Origin of the sequence: Rhodococcus sp. OK611 (assembly GCF_003050885.1) — a bacterium.
Lineage (GTDB): Bacteria > Actinomycetota > Actinomycetes > Mycobacteriales > Mycobacteriaceae > Rhodococcus_G > Rhodococcus_G oryzae.
On sequence record NZ_QAOZ01000015.1, the window covers coordinates 51,984 to 68,185 of the forward strand.

Genomic DNA, 16,202 nt, shown 5'->3' on the forward strand with positions numbered 1-16,202 from the left:
ATTTTGACTACATGACGGAGGGTGGCTCGATGGAGGTCGGTTTGACCACATTTGCGGAGGTCGACACCGACGGGAGCGTGTCCCCGCGCGAACGACTGCGCAATCTCCTGGAGGAGGTCGAACTCGCGGAGCAGGTCGGCCTCGACGTGTACGGGGTCGGCGAGCACCACCGCGCGGACTTCGTGGCATCCGCCCCAGCCGTCGTATTGGCCGCCGCCGCGGCCCGCACCTCAGATATCCGCCTGACCAGCGCGGTGACCGTCCTGAGTTCGGACGATCCCGTTCGGGTATTCGAGGAGTTCGCCACCCTCGACCTGATCTCGGGCGGCCGCGCCGAGGTGATGGCCGGCCGCGGCTCGTTCACCGAGTCGTTCCCGCTGTTCGGCTACGACCTCGCCGACTACGACGAGCTGTTCGTCGAGAAGCTCGGCCTACTGCTGGCCCTCCGGGATTCCGAGACCGTGACCTGGTCGGGAAACCACCGAGCACCCCTGGACCGGCAGTCGGTCTACCCCCGGCCCGAGCGCCCGCTCCCGATCTGGGTCGGCGTCGGAGGCAACCCGGAATCCGTTGCCAGGGCGGGACTGTTGGGTCTACCGATGGCGCTCGCGATCATCGGCGGTAGACCTGCACGGTTCGCGCCGCTTGCCGATCTGCACCGGCGCGCCGTCGAGGAGGGCGGCCACGAACCCCAGCCGATCGCAGTGCACGCGCACGGATATGTTGCCGACTCAGACGAGCAGGCCGCTGCCGAGTTCTACCCGAGCTACGCGGCCGCAATGACCGGGCTCGGCCGGGAACGCGGCTGGGCGCCAATGAATCCACAGAGTTTCGACGGCCTGCGCGGGCCAGGCGGCTCGTTGATACTGGGCAACCCGGAACAAGTCGCCGAGAAGATCATCGACATGCGCGAGACCCTCGGCATCGACCGGTTCATGTTGCACCCCAGCGTCGGTCCGCTCCCCCACGCCAAGGTCATGCGAACCATCGAGCTACTGGGGACCAAGGTGGCCCCGCTGATCCGGCAGTGATGACGGGCCTCACTCCCCGGCCACCAATTGGTCACGCGTACGACACCCAAATAGCCTGCGCTGCCGTTACGATCCCTTTACTGGCCCCCGCGCGGTGCTGTGAGCGGGGGAAACGCCGACGCAACGCGCCTCGGCGTGATCGACCGTCGGGGAGTGGCCAGATGTCCGTAGTGAATTGGGATACACAGCAGGCGCGTAATCAGATCCCGAACTATGCGCACCCCGTGATTCGCCGTGGGCGACTACTGGATTCGCTGTCCGAGGCGATGTTCTCGCCGCCGGACTCGCCGACCACCGTCGCCATGCTCATCGCGCCGGTGGGCACGGGCAAGACCATGCTGCTCTCGGACTGGGCCGCCGCGGTCTCCGTGCAGCCCAACCCGCCGACGATCGCCTGGCTCACCGTCGAGGAACGGGACAACGACCTCGACACGGTCCGTTCCGCGGTCCGCGCGACCCTGGAGAGCACCGGCAATCCCGCGGTCTCGGACGCCGTTCGCGACCTGCCGCCCATCAACGATGAGAACTACCCGTTCGCGATGGCCCAGGCGCTCGAGGCCGTAGGCGAGCCGGTCTGGCTGATCCTCGACGACGCGCACCTGCTGCACGAACCGACGGTCCTCGAGGCGCTCGGGAATTTCCTTCGTTGGGCACCGCCGAGCCTGCGCACCATCCTCGCCGGGCGTTTCGAACCACCGCTCGCCGTGCACCGGATGCGCCTCGAGGGCCGGGTCTGCGACCTCTCCCATCGCGATCTCGCCTTCACCGAGGAGGAGGCGGCGATCCTGTTCGCGGAACACGGGGTACGCCTCGACGGCCTCGACCTGACCAAGATCCTCGGCCGCACCGAGGGGTGGGCGGCCGGTCTTCGACTCGCCGCGATCTCCCTTGCACGGCACCCCGACCCCACCGCGATGATCACCGACTTCAGCGGGGACAGCAGGGTGGTCGCCGACTATCTCGTCAACGAGGTGCTGGACGGTCTCACCGAGCACGAGCGAGAATTCGTCGTCGAGACATCCGTCCCCGATGCGTTCACCGTCGAACTCGCCGAGGCGCTCACCGGGAACCAGGGAAGCCGCGACGTCCTCGACACCCTCGAGCACTCCAACTTTCTGGTCGAGCGGGTGTGCGGCTCACCCGGCTGGTATCGGTATCACCCCCTGTTGCGCGAGTATCTGCGCGCCGAGGTCGGCCGACTGGGGCGCGATGCGGTCGGTGACCTCGAACGAGTCGCCGCCGGGTGGTTCGCTCGTAGCGGAGACCACGAGCATGCACTGGAACACGCACTACAGGCCGGCGACGACGACGCACTGCTGACGCTGCTGCAGGAGTGCGGACTGCGGCTGGTGCTCGCGGGCAACTGGGCCACCGTGATCAGTGTCCTCGACCGCGTGTCCCCGACCGTGCGGGCGGATCCGTCCACCCGGTTGCTCAGGGTCGCCGCGGAATTGGCCAGGGGCAACACCGCCGCCGCCTCGTCCACCCTCAGCGCGCTCGACCGCGCATCGGATCAGGGTGACGCGGAGATGCCCGCCGAGCTCGAGATGCTCGGGGACGGCCTCCGCCTGCAGGTCGCCGTTCAGACCGGTGGTATCGAAAACGCGTTGAAGACGCTGCAATCCGACCCGGTCGGCGAGGCCGGCGACCCCGAGCTCGACTCCTTCGCGCTGCTGCAGGAGGGCATCGCCGAGCTGTATCTCGGCCGGCTCGTGCCCGCGGGCCTGCACCTGGAGGACGCTCTGGCGACCGCGCGCGCCGCCGAACTGCCCGCCGTGGTCCTGGAGGCCCTCACCGGCCTGGCAGCGGTGGCGGCGTACCGGTGCCGCCTCGACGACATGATCGCCAGGGCATCGGAAGCCACCGACCACGGCCGCGTCCATGACCTCACCGACCACCGCCACTGCCAGCTCGCCCAGCTGTTCGGCGCGCTGGGCCACTACCTGAGGGTCGAGGACGAGGCCGCGGCGCAACTGGCGAGCCTGTGTGTCCCGCACCTCGCGGCCTGCGAGAGCCCGGCGATGGGGCGAGCCTCCGTGCTCCTGGGGGCCATCCTCGAGTTCGAGTCCACCGATGACCGGCACGCGGCGGCGAGGGTGATCCGCGACCATTGCGCGCCAGGGCGGAACCGACCGCTGCCGCCCGGCACCACCGCCCTCCTCGCGACATCGGCCCAACGCGCGTTCCTCCAGGTCGGGGAGCCCGTCTGGGCCGCGCAGGTCGCGGAGCTGACCACGGCCGAACTCGGGCACGGCGGCGAGGTGGCCGTGCTGCAGGCCACGATGTCGCTGCACCACCGACGACTGGACGCGGCGCGCCGCGAGCTCGCCCCGGTCCTCAGCGGTGAACTCGAATGCCTGTCGGATGTCACCCTCATCCGCGCCTGGCTCATGGCGGCCACGATCGCGGATGCCAGGGATGACTCGATCACCGCGAGGTCTGCGCTGGTCGAGGCGATCACCATCGCTGAACCCGAGGCCATCCTGCGGCCGTTCCGCGACGGTGGCGAGCCGCTGAGGGATCTGCTGGACCGGCACCGCGGCCGTTTCGGGGTGTACGACAAGTTCGCCGAACGTGCGCGGTCGGTGATTCCGCAGTCCGCGCAGGGCGCGACGGACCTGCTCACCCCCCGCGAAATGGAACTACTCGTCGAGCTGCCCTCCTGGCACACCGCCGAACAGATCGCCGCGGACCTGTTCGTCTCCGTCAACACCGTCAAGACCCACCTGCGCGGCATCTACCGGAAACTCGACGTGCGGACCAGGCGCGACGCCATCACCGAGGCCAGGGCGCGCGGGCTGCTGTGACCGCGGCCGCGCATTTCACCACTCGCGGGTGAGGCGCGCGTCTCATCTCGGCGGACACTGGAGGTCGAAGGTCCACTGATCACGGATCAGCCCAGTCGACTCAGGAGGAGGCCCTCCGGTGGCACACCCCAAACCCGCCCGGGTCCGCTACGAGTTCCTCGTGCGCGGCGATCTTTCCGAGCGCGTTCTTGCCGCCTTTCCGGAGCTGAGCGTGGCGCCGACCCCGCACGCCTATACGACGCTGTACGGCCCGATCGACGGCGACGTCCAGCTGCGCGGGATGCTTGCACGTTTCGACACGATGGGCCTGACGGTCATCGAGATGCGACGCCTCCCAGACTGAGCCCGGGCACAACACGAACGCCCTCGACCGCCGGCAGATGCCGACGCTCGAGGGCGCGGAGGGCTGATCTTCGTGTGCTACATACCGCTGATGTTCGTCGAGCCGGTCACCGCGGAACCGATCAGCGGCTGCAGGGGGTCCTGGTGGTTCTCCTCTTCGCCACCCATCCCGGAGGTGTTGGCGGAACCGGTCACGCTCGAACCGAACAGCGGCTGCCCGTTCGGCATCGAACTGCTGCCGCCGCCGATCGGCGCGCCGTTCTCGTTGGCACCGGCGAGGTTCACCGAGAGCGCGTCCTTGAGCTTGGCCCCGAACACGTTGGCACCGGACAGGTTTGCCCCCGCCAGGTTCGCGCCTGCCAGGTTCGCGTCGACGAGGTTCGCGCTGACCAGGTAGGCGTTGGTCAGGTTGGCCCCGCCCAGGTCCGCGTTTGCGAGGAGCGTGTTCCCGAGGTTCGCGCTGCTGAGGTTCGCGCCGGTCAGCTTCGCGCCGGACAGGTTCGCGCCGAGCAGGTTCGCGCCGGACAGGTTCGCACCGGACAGGTTCACGCCCGTCAGGTTCGCACCGGCCAGGTTCGCGCCGATGCAATCGGTGGCGTGCTCGGGGTTCGGGCTCGAGACGACGGTGCACGTCCCGAGGACCGTGTCGGCGCTCGCAGTCGGCGCCACCGCCGCCAGACCCACCATCGCGATTCCGGTACTGAGGACCGCGACACCGAGCCCACGGACAGCATTGTTCAAAGCCGACATGAATTTCCTACTTCCAGAACGACCCCTGCACGGGTCAAAATCACAGCCCGACGCGGACACAGTAAACGAACGAGCCCCCCTCGTTCTCGTCTTTCGCGAAATAGCTACCGCCGGGTTCGACGGGCCCCACTCAACGCTTGCGGACCAGCCGGCGCTCGGCCTCCTCGATTGCCTGACCGGTCGATTCGCCGAGGATCGGCGTGGCCGCGAACATCTCGAGAGAGACGCCCTGACTGTCGAGGCGGTCGGCGTCCCAGTAGTCGAGCACCTCCGGCATGAGGCCGCTCAGATACAAGCGGCCCCCGAGTCGATCGAGCCTGCCCGCATAGTCGGCGACCACCTTGAAGAAGGTGGCACCCAACGTGGTTCGGCCCCGCAGCCGCAGGATGACCTCGGGTGAGCGGGCGTTGCCCGGGTCCGGCAGATGCACCTGCAGCGTCCTCGCGCCCGCGTAGAAGAGGCTGCCGTACACGTCGAGCACGACGACCTCCCCGCTCGCCAGCGTCTTCGGGGCATCAGCCTCCTCGAGCAGCCCGCCATCGGTCGGCCGCAACCGAACGACCTTGAGATCGACGGCCTCCTGGTTGAGCTGCAGCAGGATCGAGAGCGCGACGCCGATCCCGACCGCAGCGGTGACCGGGAGCAGCAGGGTCGCGATGAAGGTGGTCACCAGCGCGATGACCGAGCTGGGTCCGCTGCGCAGGATCGATGCGATCTGTTCGGGGCGGATGGAGCCAACGGCGGCGAAGATCAGCACCGCCGCCAGTGTCGGATCGGGACCTTGCCGACGAGCCCCGAGAACAGCACCAGGATCACGAGCATCCAGATCCCGGAGAAGACCGCGCCCCAGCGGCTGCGCGCGCCTGCGGTGGCGTTCAACGCCGTCTGGCCGACCGATCCGCCGACCGGCATCCCGCCGAACAGTGCGGAACCGATGTTGCCGATGCCCTGCGCAGAGAAATCCTGGTTCGGCAGGGCCCGGGAGCCGTCCCGGTTGGGCGAGGCCTCCGCGACGCCGGCACCTTGCACCAGCACGATCGCGGCCACGGCGAATCCGGCCCCGATCAGCGACGGCGACAGGAGTCCGAGGTCGGGGATCTGCGGTAGCGGGATCCCGGTCGGGATCGCGCCCACGTCCGCCACCCGGGCCACGCTGTCGAGGACGATCACGATCACGATCATGCAGGGCACCACCAGCGCGATCAGGGCGCAAACAACGCCAGCCTGGTGTGCGCGAGGACGATGAGCAGCACGAGGGCCAGCAGCCCGGTCAGCAATGACGGCAGATCGATGTGCGTCGGGTTCGTGACCAGGTCGAAGGCCTTGGCAAGGGCGACGGACCCCGACACGGTCGCCCCGGTCAGGTCGACGAGCTGCCCGAGCACGATGTTGACGGCGATCCCGGTGAGGAAGCCGGTCATCACCGAATGCGAGACGAAGCGGGTGTAGCGCCCCAGCCGGAGCACGGCGGCCGCGACCATCACGGCGCCCGCGATCAGGGTGAGCAGGATCAGGGCACCTGGTCGCTCCGCCTCCGGCACCTGTGCGAGGGCCGAACCGGCGGCGAGCGCCGAGGCGCTGGTCGTGGTGATCACCATCAGCTTGGTGCTGGTCTGCATCCCACCGAACAGCGGTCCGGCGAAACTCGCGTAGAGGCCGTGCACCGGGCTGACCCCGGCCAGCACCCCGGACGCCATCCCGTCCGGGACGCTGCTGATCGCACCGGGGATCGCCGCGACGAGGTCCGCCTTGAGGAACCTGCGCTCGGGGATCCTCGAACGCACCCAACCGCGGACCGCGGACACTGTCGACACCATCCCGCCAGCCTCACGGCCCCGCGATCGACGGGCATCACTCCCGACGGGTGAGATCCTGCGGGATTGCCGAGGCAGGTAGACTCTTCCTCATGCAGCGGGCGCTCCTTCTTCACCGCCGCGACGGGGTCTGATCCAGACTGGCCTCCCGTCGCGGGGTTCAGACGCGCCGGTCGACACCATCGGACCAACAGTCCCCTTCATCTCGGAGAATCGTCAATGTCATCCGCCGACGCTTTTACTTCCGGATCGCGCACCATCACGCCGCCGTCGAAGCCCGCACCTGCCGACCAGCCCGTCTGGAATCAGCAGAAGAACTCCTCCATGCCGACCTACCGGTACCGGCCGTTCGCCGAGGAGGTCGAGCCCATCTCCCTCCCGGACCGCACCTGGCCGGACAAGATCATCGACCGCGCCCCGCTGTGGTGTGCGGTCGATCTGCGTGACGGCAACCAGGCCCTCATCGACCCGATGAGCCCTGCCCGTAAGCGCCGCATGTTCGACCTGTTGGTGCGGATGGGCTACAAGGAGATCGAGGTCGGCTTCCCGTCGGCCAGCCAGACCGATTTCGACTTCGTCCGCGAGATCATCGAGGACGGGGCGATCCCCGACGACGTGACCATCCAGGTCCTCACCCAGTGCCGCGACGAGCTCATCGAGCGCACGTTCGCCGCCTGCGACGGCGCCCGCAGCGTCATCGTGCACTTCTACAACTCCACCTCGATCCTGCAGCGACGGGTGGTGTTCCGGGCCGAGCGCGAGGCGATCAAGAAGATCGCCACCGCGGGCGCCCGCAAGTGCCTGCAGGAAGCGGCGAAATACCCCGACACCAACTGGCGGTACGAGTACTCCCCCGAGTCGTACACCGGCACCGAGCTGGAGTACGCGAAGGAGGTGTGCGACGCCGTCACCGAGGTGATTGCGCCGACCCCCGAGAACCCGATCATCCTGAACCTGCCCGCCACCGTCGAGATGGCGACGCCGAACGTGTACGCCGACTCCATCGAGTGGATGAGCCGTAACCTGGCCCGCCGCGACTCCGTGATCCTGTCGCTGCACCCGCACAACGACCGCGGCACCGGCGTCGCGGCTGCGGAGCTCGGCTTCCAGGCCGGGGCGGATCGCATCGAGGGCTGCCTGTTCGGCAACGGCGAGCGCACCGGCAACGTCTGCCTGGTCACCCTCGGCCTGAACATGTTCACCCGCGGCGTGGACCCGCAGATCGACTTCTCCAGCATCGACGAGATCCGCCGCACCGTGGAGTACTGCAACCAGCTGCCCGTCGCGGAGCGGCACCCGTACGGCGGCGACCTGGTGTACACCGCCTTCTCCGGCAGCCACCAGGACGCCATCAACAAGGGCCTCGACCAGATGAAGATCTCGGCGGACGCGCAGGACGCCGACGTCGACGACATCATCTGGGCGGTCCCCTACCTGCCGATCGACCCCAAGGATGTGGGCCGCAGCTACGAGGCCGTGATCCGGGTGAACTCGCAGTCCGGCAAGGGCGGCGTCGCCTACATCATGAAGGCCGACCACGGCCTGGTGCTGCCGCGCCGCCTGCAGATGGAGTTCTCCTCCGCCGTCCAGAGGATCACCGACGGCGAGGGCGGCGAGGTCTCCCCCAAGGAGATGTGGGACGTCTTCAACGAGGAGTACCTGGCCCCGATCAGCCCGCTGGAGCGGATCCGCCAGAAGGTGACCGCGTCCGAGGAGGACGGCGGCACCGACGCCATCACCGCAGTGGTGAAGGCGAACGGCAAGGAACACGAGATCACCGGCTCTGGCAACGGCCCGCTGGCCGCGTTCGTCGATGCGATCGGGACCATCGGCTTCGACGTCCGGGTGCTGGACTACAGCGAGCACGCCATGTCCGCGGGCGACGACGCGCAGGCCGCGGCCTACGTGGAGTGCGCGGTCACCCGGCCCGACGGCGTCACCAAGACGGTGTGGGGCGTCGGCATCGCGACCTCCATCACCACCGCCTCGCTGCGCGGCGTGGTCTCCGCGGTCAACCGCGCCTACTAGGCGCCGACGCACTTGTGCGCGCGTCGTACCCCGATTGGGGTACGACGCGCGCACACCAGTACCAGCTTCGCGTGCCATGTCCACCCCCGCACACGACTTGTCAGGTTTGCATCCGGTGGGTTGCGGGTATTCGGATCACGGTGCAATTCGCGGCAGTGTTTCTGTTGACTCGCGAGCACTGTGACCGAAGTGAGGCGTACCTGTCATGATCATTCTTGGACTCATCCTGCTGCTTGTCGGCTTTCTTCTCAGCATCCCGATCCTGTGGACGATCGGAATCGTCCTTGTGGTGGTCGGTGCGGTGCTGTACCTACTCGGCTCGATGGGGCACGCCGTAGGTGGACGGGCCCATTACTACTGAGCTGCACCGTGATTTGCGCAGGTCCATGGACAGAAGCCGGTTGGTCGGTTTCGAGATCCGGGACCGGGGTACTCGAACGTCATGACGCATCAGGCGAGTTCGAGGGCGAGGACAGCGGGCGGCCACACCGCAGGCTCTGTCGGCTTCGGCGGCGCTGCCGGTCACCCTCGTGTCTGGCGGCCCCCCGGAGTGTACCGGCCGCAGGAGGACACGTGGATGCTTGCGTCGGCGCTCGCGGCGTCAGTCACCCCGGAGGCAGAGGTTCTCGATTTCTGTTGTGGTAGCGGAGCATTGGCGATGGTTGCTGCCAGAGCAGGGGCCGCAAAGGTCACCGCGGTCGATTGTTCGTCGCTGGCCACCGGGGTGGCATGGGCCAACGCGCGCGGGCGCGGACTGCCGATCAGAGTCAGGCGCGGAGGTCTCACGGTTGCCGTCTCAGAAGGACCCTTCGACGTCGTGGTGTCCAATCCCCCCTACGTACCGAGCCCCCCGATCCGGCTCGTGGGTCCTGCAGGACACTCGCATCGCTGGGACGGCGGCCCGGATGGGCGCGCGGTCCTCGGGCCACTGTGCTCGGCGTCGTTCGAGCTGCTGAGCCCCGGCGGCGCACTGCTCCTCGTACAGTCGGCGGTATCGGGGGTGGAGCTGACGCTGCGTGAATTGACATCGACGGGGCTTCGGGCCGCGGTGGTGCGGCGCGAGCGCATTTCGTTCGGACCGGTGATGCGCAGGCGTTCGAGATACCTGGAGTCCGCGGGATACTGCGGGCGCGGCCAGCACGAGGAGGAGTTGGTGGTCATCCGTGCGGACAGGCCCACCGGTGTCCGGGGGTGAGCAGGGCCTCGACAACGGGGAGCAGCCGCCGGAATGGGACGGCCCCGAATCCGAGTGCCTCCGCCTGGTGCGCGGAGGCCCTGCGCTCGTGCGTGGGCCGGTGCGAATCACCCTGGGCGACGGTCGGGTTGTGATCTCGGATCGGTTCGTCGTGGCGGTGTGCCGCTGCCGACTCAGTGCGCTGTACCCGTTGTGCGATGCCAGCCACCGGAGCCGCGCTGTCCGGCGTCGCGATTCCGGCTAGGGATCCGCCGAAGTACCCCGTGAGACTGCAGGTGCGGTGCGGTTCACTGGGAAATCATGGACGGCCGGTAGGGAACTGGCACCGGCGCGCCAGTGGCGTGTCAGATGGTCGGACAGTCGATTCTCCACGAGTTCGGTGGCCTGGATCCCGAAGACGACGTCGCCGGCGAGATTCGGTTCCTGACCGAGGAGGGCGCCGACCACATCGTGGCGAAGTACCTGCTCGTGAACGGCGTCTGCTTCGATGTGTTCGGCATAGAAATGCACGCACTCGCTGGGCGCATTCATGCGCTTCAGGGCACTGACCATCCGGCGCGCGGCAGGCGGAGTGGTGATCTCCGCTGCCGCGAAGTGGCCGACCAGCGCGCCGCGCAGGTTCCGGTGCAATCCGAAGAGCGACATCAGATTCACGGTCGCCAGCGTCTCCGGTGGGACGTCGTCGAGGTAGCCGAGATACTGGTGGTCGAGTCCGGCGGCCCGGAGTAGATCCTCGAACAGCCTGGCGTGCATCCGTTCCGGTCGGCCCCCGCCGTATTCGTCGTATTCGACAGCGACGAATGCGCATTTCACGCTCCCCTCAAGCCTCGGAATCGCCCAGGCGTGCGGATCGGCCTCCTTGAGGTGATAGATAGATCGGTGAGCCAGGAACTCGCACATCTGGTCCCAGGTGCCGTGCTCGAGAAGGTACTTCGACGCGCCCGCACCGCCGTCCGGCTCATGTGCCGCGGAGGCCAGCGCGCCTTCGGCGTCGGCGCCCCCAGAGACCTCAGCGCGTAGTCGATCGAGGAAGCGGCGTTCCATCGCCCCGCGCGCACGGATGAGGTCCGGATCCCACTCCCACTCGGGATCAACGGCCTCGAACCCGCGGTAGTGCAACTCGTAACAGATCTGGAGGGCGAGTTGGAGGTCGCCTCCGAACGCGTCGGATTGGCCCAGGTGCGGAAATGTGTTGAGGGAACCGCGGCGACCCTGCGACAGGGCGGTCACGAGTGCGTATGAGATCGGACCTCGTGGCAACGGTAGGGCTGCAGTCATGGTGACTGGATACCGCGGCGGCATCCGCTCGAAACCTCCAGCCTGTCGATGCCTGTGCCCGCTTCACATGCTGCGCCGCACCAGGCCGATCTCAGTCGGGAGTGACGATCGCGAAATCCGGGTCGGGCGCATCGAGATAGCCGGCGAGCTCGACCAGCTTCGCGACGTCTCCCTCCGCGACGACGGTGCCGTCGGCGATCGCCTTCGTGATGTCCGCGCCGCCGACCAGCACCCCAAGGAGCACCGGACGGGCGAGTGTGAGAGTGGCATCGGCGCCGGCGGGTTCGCCGTCGAGGTCGAAGTGGACCAGCAGCCCGTTGCTGAGTTGCGTCCGGTGCACCAGGTCCTCGTCGGTGACCCGCCAGTCGATCACGATGCGCGCCGACCAGGCCCGCGGTCCGTCGATCCGCAGGGACACCGCGTCGAAGACCTGCTCGACCGACAGCGCTGCCGCGATGTCCGGGGCGTCGGCCTTGGTCGGTGTTCCCACCGACCCGTTCCGCAGCTCGTAGGCCCCGGTGAGATAGAAGTTCCGCCAGGTTCCGTTCTCGGCGCCGTAACCGAGCTGTTCGAAGGTGTCGGCCTGCAGCGCCTTCGCCTCCGCGTTGTCGGGTTCGGCGAAGATCACGTAGTTGACCACCTGCGCGACCCAACGGAAGTCACCGGCCGCGAACGACTCCCTGGCCTTGCGCAGCACCTCGGCCGAGCCGCCCATGAACTCCACGTGCCTCGTGGCCGACTCCACGGGCGGATGTTCCCAGAGGTGCGCCGGGTTCCCGTCGAACCAGCCCATGTAGCGCTGGTAGATCGCCTTGACGTTGTGGCTGACCGAGCCGTAATAGCCGCGAGTGTGCCAGGCGTCTGCCAGCGCGGGCGGCAGCTCGATCTCCTCCGCGATCTCGATTCCGGTGTGGCCCTGATTGATCCGACGAAGAGTCTGATCGTGCAAGTAGCCGTAGAGGTCCCGCTGCAGCGACAGGAACTCGGTGAGACGCTCGGACCCCCACGTCGGCCAGTGATGTGAGGCGAACAGCACATCGGACTTCGAGGCGTACCGGTTGATCGACTCGGTGAGGTACTTGGACCACACGTGCGGATCCCGCACCAGCGCGCCGCGCAGGGTCAGCAGATTGTGCAGGGTGTGGGTCGCGTTCTCCGCCATGCACAGCGCCCGCAGATCCGGGAAGTAGAAGTTCATCTCGGACGGCGCCTCGGTGCCCGGCGTCATCTGGAACTCGATACGGACCCCGTCGACGGTCTCCACCTGCCCGGTCGCGGAGACGTACAGCGTCGGCATGATCAGGGTCGGCGTGCCGGTGGACGTCGTCTGGCCCAGCCCGGCGCCGACCCCGCCACGGGGTCCCCTTGGCAGCGCAGCGCCGTACATGTAAGCGGCCCGCCGGGCCATCGCAGTGCCCGCGTATACGTTCTCCTCGACGGCGTGTTCCACGAAGCCGACCGGCGCGAGGATCGGGCATCGCCCCGCGGCCACGTCCTCCTCCGTCGTGACGCCCTTGACGCCACCGAAGTGGTCGATGTGCGAGTGCGTGTAGATGACGCCGGTGACGGGCCGATCGCCGCGGTGCTCGTGGTAGAGCGCGAGTCCGGCGGCCGCGGTCTCCCGCGAGATCAGCGGGTCGATCACCACCACGCCGGTCTCGCCCTCGATCAGCGTCATGTTCGACAGGTCGAGACCGCGGACCTGGTACACCCGCTCACGCACCTCGAACAGGCCCTGCTTCGCGACCAGCCCCGACTGGCGCCACAGGCTCGGGTTCACGGTCGGCGGGCAGGTCCCCTCGAGGAACGCGTAGGAATCGTTGTCCCACACCACCGTTCCGTCGGCACCGGTCACCACCCCCGGGTTCAATGCCGCGATGAACCCGCGCTCGGCGTCGGCCAGATCGGTGTCGTCGGCAAACGGGAGGGTGTGAGCGGCCCGCTCGTTGGCCGCCGCGATCGTCGCGGTCGCGTCCTCGGAAGTCGTCATGGAACCGGTGATCCTCTCGTCGATGCCGGCAGAGACCTTGAGCCGTGAGTACTTGTGGCCCGCCTGGGGACCACAAGTACTCACGGGCGGCGAAGCCGCCTAACCGAGCAGCTGGGCCTTCGCGGCGGCAAACTCCTCGTCGGAGAGTGCCCCCGACTCGTGCAGCTGAGCGAGCTGCTGCAGCTTGGTGATGAGGTCGTCACCCGCGGGCGCGGCCTGCGGCGCCTGAACCTGCGGTGCGTACGCGGCCTGAGCCTGGGCCTGCTGCGCGTAGGCGGCCTGCTGCTGCGCCGCCTGCTGGTCTGCATAGGCCTGCTGCTCAGCGGCCTTCTGCTGGGACCGACGGTTCATCGCGTTGGACGTCGCCTGGGCCGTGCCCGCGATGACGGCGGTGCGCGCAACGGTGCCGAGCAATCCTGGACGGCCCCTGCGGCCGGCTCTGAAAACCATGTGACTCTCCTGTGCTGGTGCGGAATTCCTACAGTGCGGCCACGACGGCCGCAACGACGGCATCGCGGGGAATCTGAACGTGCAGGGCGACCTCGCCACCCGCGCCGCGGACGGACGCAGCGATCTGGCGCGCCCACGTCTCCTCATAGACGATCACCGCGGCCGAGGTGCCCGGCTCCAGCGAGTCGCGAACCACGTCGAGGTCCTCGTCGCTGATCAGCGCCTTCGCCTCGATCGACAGGATGGCGAGGCCGACCTCGTCGAGATCCTCGTCAACGTCCACCTGGGTGATGGTCCCGTCGGTGTCCTTCGCGATGTAGACGAGGTCGAGCAGCGTGACGTAGCCCCGTTCGACCACATCCTGGAGCGCAGCGATGGTTCCGGGATCAACTTGCGCCCCGGGAAAGGTCAGCACGACCAGCTCCACCGGGCCGATGTTCAGTGAGTCGCTCATGCCGCCCAGACTGCCCCCTCCCCCCACACGTCGCCTCACCCCGCACGGATGAATCGCAACTCACCTGCAAAGGATGAAGCCCGCGGCACCCCGGCTCTGGGATCCTCAGACGAACAGTCAGATCCTTAGGTGAATGGAGCTTTTGATGAACGACGTGAACTCGTTTTGGGATTTCCTGTGGCTGATCATCATCACCTTCGCCTTCGTGGCGTACCTGATGCTGCTCTTCTCGATCATCGGAGACCTCTTCCGTGACCACAAGCTGTCCGGTTGGTGGAAGGCGGTGTGGGTCTTCTTCCTGATCTTCGTGCCGTTCCTCACGGCTCTGATCTACCTCATCGCCCGCGGTGACAGCATGACCAAGCGGTCCATCGCTCAGGCGCAGCAGTACAAGGAACAGCAGGACGCGTACATCAAGACCGTCGCGGGCGGAAAGTCCCCGGCGGACCAGATCGCGGACGCGAAGGCACTGCTGGACAGCGGCGCCATCACGGAGGCCGAGTTCACGGCACTCAAGAGCAAGGCGCTCTCCTAGCCTTCTCCCGCTTCACCGACGAAACTCCGGGCACCCCTGCGGTGGCCGGAGTTTCGTCGTCTGTGCCTCACCCGTTCACGTGTGCCGCTTCCTCCCGGAAGGCGGCGAGCACCGCCCCGACCGCGGGCCGGTCCGTCGCCGCGGGCCTGGTCGCCAACTCGTAGATTCGGGCCGCCCGGACACCGGCGAGACGCTTGCCCACCAGCCCCGGGTGCGCGAGCGCATATCGCGGCATCAGCGCCACCCCGTGGCCGGCCGCGACCAGCTCCTCTATCACCCGGAAGTCGTTGATGCGCTGGACCACCCGCGGCTGGACCCCGGTGGCGGCGGCCACCGACTGCAACACATCGTCGACGGGGAACCCGCCGCGCACGCTGATCCAACTCTCGTCCGCCAGCTCGTCGAGCCCGACTTCGGACCTGTCGGCCAGCGGATGCCCCGGGCCGAGGAGCAGGTCGATGGGCTCGCGCATCAGCGCCTCCGTCCGCACCCGCGGCGAGATCAGCGAGGGAGCACGCTCGTCGCGGTGGGTGAGAACCACGTCGAAATCGGCCAACAACTGCGGCACCGCCGATGCCGGCTCGTCCACGTCCTGAGCCTCGATCTCCACCCCGAGCTCGGAGATCCGGGCGAGCACGCCCGGCAGCAGCAGCGCTGCCCCGGAGGGGAACAGCGCGACCCGGACCCGCCCGCGCGGTGACCCCCGATAGGAGGCCATCTCCGCACTTGCCCGGTCCAGGGCGGCCAGCACATCCTCCGCGCGCAGGACCAGCGCGTGCCCGGCATCGGTGAGCCGCAGGCGACGGCCGTCCGGTTCCAGGATCGCGACCCCCGCCTCGCGGGCGAGGATCTTGAGTTGCTGGGACACCGCCGACGGGGTCATCGAGAGAGCGGCCGCGGCCGCGGACACCGTGCCCCGGTCGGCCAGCTCACGCAGCACACGGAGGCGTTCGGCGTCCATGCAGGAAAGCTACTCTGTCCGGCAACAACTTCGCCCGCCGCGCACGCGTTGGGGACGCGGACCGGGCCACACCATCAGGGAGCAGCAATGGGCTATGCATCGTTCACGAACTGGCGACTGCTTGAGGGTGACCCTGACGTCATCTGGCACGCCTTCACCCATCCGACGGAATCGGGGCTGTACGAGGAGCACAAGACGGAGACGGTGCTCGGGCCGGACTTCGCGATGGCCGCGGGGCACGGCTGGGACGCCAAGCACGGCGAGGAATGCGACTTCGACGTCGTCCGCTGGACCATCACCCGGCACGAGCCGAACAGGGTGTTCGAGTTCTCCGGTAAGCAACGGGGCATTCGGCAGGATGTGGTGCTCACCATGGAGCCGGCGGACGGCGGCCACATCGTCACCGAGACCATTCGCTTCCGCCCGGCGTTCGCGGGAAAGCCGGGCGCGCAGGTGCTGTCCTGGCTGCTCCTGGCCACCGGCCTGCTGGCCAAGGTGGGCGACGACCACGGCGAGTCGCTCGATCTACTCGAGGAGCACGTTGCGGCCGGATAACTCCGATCGGAG

General features: G+C 68.0%; 18 protein-coding genes and 1 pseudogene. 10 read left to right on the forward strand and 9 right to left on the reverse strand.

The genetic code is table 11. The annotated features are described in order from the left end of the window. Positions 1–29 precede the first annotated feature (29 nt). The 3 genes from C8K38_RS19275 (at position 30) to C8K38_RS19285 (ending at position 4,181) form a co-directional block, all read left to right on the forward strand. Complete coding sequence (locus C8K38_RS19275; protein WP_097213140.1) at positions 30–1,031, forward strand: LLM class flavin-dependent oxidoreductase; 1,002 nt, start codon at positions 30–32, stop codon at positions 1,029–1,031. 161 nt (positions 1,032–1,192) lie between these two features. Beyond that, on the forward strand, positions 1,193–3,838 hold the full coding sequence (locus C8K38_RS19280; protein WP_143548492.1) for a LuxR C-terminal-related transcriptional regulator: 2,646 nt from the start codon (positions 1,193–1,195) through the stop codon (positions 3,836–3,838). Between the two features lie 118 nt (positions 3,839–3,956). After that, the gene (locus C8K38_RS19285; RefSeq protein WP_097213039.1) at positions 3,957–4,181 is read left to right on the forward strand and encodes a hypothetical protein; all 225 of its coding nucleotides are present in this window, start codon (positions 3,957–3,959) and stop codon (positions 4,179–4,181) included. 77 nt (positions 4,182–4,258) lie between these two features. On the opposite strand, the gene C8K38_RS19290 is transcribed toward C8K38_RS19285, so the two are convergent. The 4 genes from C8K38_RS19290 to C8K38_RS27805 all read right to left on the reverse strand — a co-directional run bounded on the left by C8K38_RS19290 (position 4,259) and on the right by C8K38_RS27805 (position 6,747). After that, on the reverse strand, positions 4,259–4,930 hold the full coding sequence (locus C8K38_RS19290; RefSeq protein WP_179800632.1) for a pentapeptide repeat-containing protein: 672 nt from the start codon (positions 4,928–4,930) through the stop codon (positions 4,259–4,261). 130 nt (positions 4,931–5,060) lie between these two features. Next, positions 5,061–5,687 carry a hypothetical protein gene (locus tag C8K38_RS27795; RefSeq protein ID WP_245221066.1) on the reverse strand — a complete coding sequence of 209 codons (627 nt, stop codon included), beginning with the start codon at positions 5,685–5,687 and terminating at the stop codon, positions 5,061–5,063. Continuing rightward, complete coding sequence (locus C8K38_RS27800; RefSeq protein WP_257017597.1) at positions 5,681–6,112, reverse strand: SulP family inorganic anion transporter; 432 nt, start codon at positions 6,110–6,112, stop codon at positions 5,681–5,683. The genes C8K38_RS27795 and C8K38_RS27800 overlap by 7 nt, the downstream gene beginning before the upstream one ends. A gap of 20 nt (positions 6,113–6,132) precedes the next feature. Further along, positions 6,133–6,747 carry a SulP family inorganic anion transporter gene (locus C8K38_RS27805; RefSeq protein WP_257017598.1) on the reverse strand — a complete coding sequence of 205 codons (615 nt, stop codon included), beginning with the start codon at positions 6,745–6,747 and terminating at the stop codon, positions 6,133–6,135. 216 nt (positions 6,748–6,963) lie between these two features. On the opposite strand from C8K38_RS27805, the gene leuA reads away from it, so the two are divergent. The 5 genes and pseudogenes from leuA (at position 6,964) to C8K38_RS19310 (ending at position 10,211) form a co-directional block, all read left to right on the forward strand. Further along, a complete protein-coding gene (leuA, locus tag C8K38_RS19300) occupies positions 6,964–8,772 on the forward strand; it encodes a 2-isopropylmalate synthase (protein WP_097213040.1) in 1,809 nt (602 codons plus the stop codon). 205 nt (positions 8,773–8,977) lie between these two features. Next, the gene (locus C8K38_RS27250; protein WP_097213041.1) at positions 8,978–9,133 is read left to right on the forward strand and encodes a DUF6131 family protein; all 156 of its coding nucleotides are present in this window, start codon (positions 8,978–8,980) and stop codon (positions 9,131–9,133) included. Positions 9,134–9,349: 216 nt separating this feature from the next. Continuing rightward, a pseudogene (locus C8K38_RS28000) lies at positions 9,350–9,601 on the forward strand (50S ribosomal protein L11 methyltransferase); the annotation flags it as partial. A 33-nt stretch (positions 9,602–9,634) separates the two neighbouring features. Further along, on the forward strand, positions 9,635–9,967 hold the full coding sequence (locus tag C8K38_RS28005) for a hypothetical protein (RefSeq protein WP_306455749.1): 333 nt from the start codon (positions 9,635–9,637) through the stop codon (positions 9,965–9,967). Between the two features lie 88 nt (positions 9,968–10,055). Further along, positions 10,056–10,211: a CDGSH iron-sulfur domain-containing protein gene (locus tag C8K38_RS19310; RefSeq protein ID WP_373560277.1), complete on the forward strand. Its 156-nt coding sequence runs from the start codon at positions 10,056–10,058 to the stop codon at positions 10,209–10,211. Here the strand turns inward: C8K38_RS19310 and C8K38_RS19315 are convergent. The 4 genes from C8K38_RS19315 to C8K38_RS19330 all read right to left on the reverse strand — a co-directional run bounded on the left by C8K38_RS19315 (position 10,208) and on the right by C8K38_RS19330 (position 14,139). Beyond that, positions 10,208–11,197, reverse strand: a complete 990-nt coding sequence (locus C8K38_RS19315) for an iron-containing redox enzyme family protein (RefSeq protein WP_257017601.1) — start codon at positions 11,195–11,197, stop codon at positions 10,208–10,210. The two genes, C8K38_RS19310 and C8K38_RS19315, sit on opposite strands and share 4 nt — an antisense overlap. 139 nt (positions 11,198–11,336) lie before the next feature. Next, positions 11,337–13,235 carry an alkyl/aryl-sulfatase gene (locus C8K38_RS19320; protein WP_097213045.1) on the reverse strand — a complete coding sequence of 633 codons (1,899 nt, stop codon included), beginning with the start codon at positions 13,233–13,235 and terminating at the stop codon, positions 11,337–11,339. Between the two features lie 99 nt (positions 13,236–13,334). Continuing rightward, a complete protein-coding gene (locus C8K38_RS19325) occupies positions 13,335–13,685 on the reverse strand; it encodes an SHOCT domain-containing protein (RefSeq protein WP_097213046.1) in 351 nt (116 codons plus the stop codon). 28 nt (positions 13,686–13,713) lie between these two features. Further along, positions 13,714–14,139 (reverse strand): DUF6325 family protein, encoded by a 426-nt coding sequence (locus tag C8K38_RS19330; protein WP_097213047.1) that lies wholly within the window; start codon positions 14,137–14,139, stop codon positions 13,714–13,716. A 154-nt stretch (positions 14,140–14,293) separates the two neighbouring features. Here C8K38_RS19330 and C8K38_RS19335 point away from each other — a divergent pair, with 154 nt between their 5' ends. After that, the gene (locus C8K38_RS19335; protein WP_179800639.1) at positions 14,294–14,674 is read left to right on the forward strand and encodes an SHOCT domain-containing protein; all 381 of its coding nucleotides are present in this window, start codon (positions 14,294–14,296) and stop codon (positions 14,672–14,674) included. Positions 14,675–14,741: 67 nt separating this feature from the next. On the opposite strand, the gene C8K38_RS19340 is transcribed toward C8K38_RS19335, so the two are convergent. Continuing rightward, a complete protein-coding gene (locus C8K38_RS19340) occupies positions 14,742–15,635 on the reverse strand; it encodes a LysR family transcriptional regulator (RefSeq protein ID WP_097213049.1) in 894 nt (297 codons plus the stop codon). Between the two features lie 87 nt (positions 15,636–15,722). Here C8K38_RS19340 and C8K38_RS19345 point away from each other — a divergent pair, with 87 nt between their 5' ends. Beyond that, a complete protein-coding gene (locus C8K38_RS19345; protein WP_097213050.1) occupies positions 15,723–16,190 on the forward strand; it encodes a hypothetical protein in 468 nt (155 codons plus the stop codon). Positions 16,191–16,202 lie beyond the last annotated feature (12 nt).

What these genes read in the sequence shown, in the direction of transcription:
- leuA (WP_097213040.1), top strand. Translation starts at nt 6,964, where the DNA reads ATGTCATCCGCCGACGCTTTTACTTCCGGATCGCGCACCATCACGCCG.
- C8K38_RS19340 (WP_097213049.1), bottom strand. Translation starts at nt 15,635, where the DNA reads ATGGACGCCGAACGCCTCCGTGTGCTGCGTGAGCTGGCCGACCGGGGC.
- C8K38_RS19320 (WP_097213045.1), bottom strand. Translation starts at nt 13,235, where the DNA reads ATGACGACTTCCGAGGACGCGACCGCGACGATCGCGGCGGCCAACGAG.
- C8K38_RS19280 (WP_143548492.1), top strand. Translation starts at nt 1,193, where the DNA reads ATGTCCGTAGTGAATTGGGATACACAGCAGGCGCGTAATCAGATCCCG.
- C8K38_RS19345 (WP_097213050.1), top strand. Translation starts at nt 15,723, where the DNA reads ATGGGCTATGCATCGTTCACGAACTGGCGACTGCTTGAGGGTGACCCT.
- C8K38_RS19290 (WP_179800632.1), bottom strand. Translation starts at nt 4,930, where the DNA reads ATGTCGGCTTTGAACAATGCTGTCCGTGGGCTCGGTGTCGCGGTCCTC.
- C8K38_RS19325 (WP_097213046.1), bottom strand. Translation starts at nt 13,685, where the DNA reads ATGGTTTTCAGAGCCGGCCGCAGGGGCCGTCCAGGATTGCTCGGCACC.
- C8K38_RS27805 (WP_257017598.1), bottom strand. Translation starts at nt 6,747, where the DNA reads ATGGTGTCGACAGTGTCCGCGGTCCGCGGTTGGGTGCGTTCGAGGATC.
- C8K38_RS27800 (WP_257017597.1), bottom strand. Translation starts at nt 6,112, where the DNA reads ATGATCGTGATCGTGATCGTCCTCGACAGCGTGGCCCGGGTGGCGGAC.
- C8K38_RS27250 (WP_097213041.1), top strand. Translation starts at nt 8,978, where the DNA reads ATGATCATTCTTGGACTCATCCTGCTGCTTGTCGGCTTTCTTCTCAGC.
- C8K38_RS19275 (WP_097213140.1), top strand. Translation starts at nt 30, where the DNA reads ATGGAGGTCGGTTTGACCACATTTGCGGAGGTCGACACCGACGGGAGC.
- C8K38_RS19330 (WP_097213047.1), bottom strand. Translation starts at nt 14,139, where the DNA reads ATGAGCGACTCACTGAACATCGGCCCGGTGGAGCTGGTCGTGCTGACC.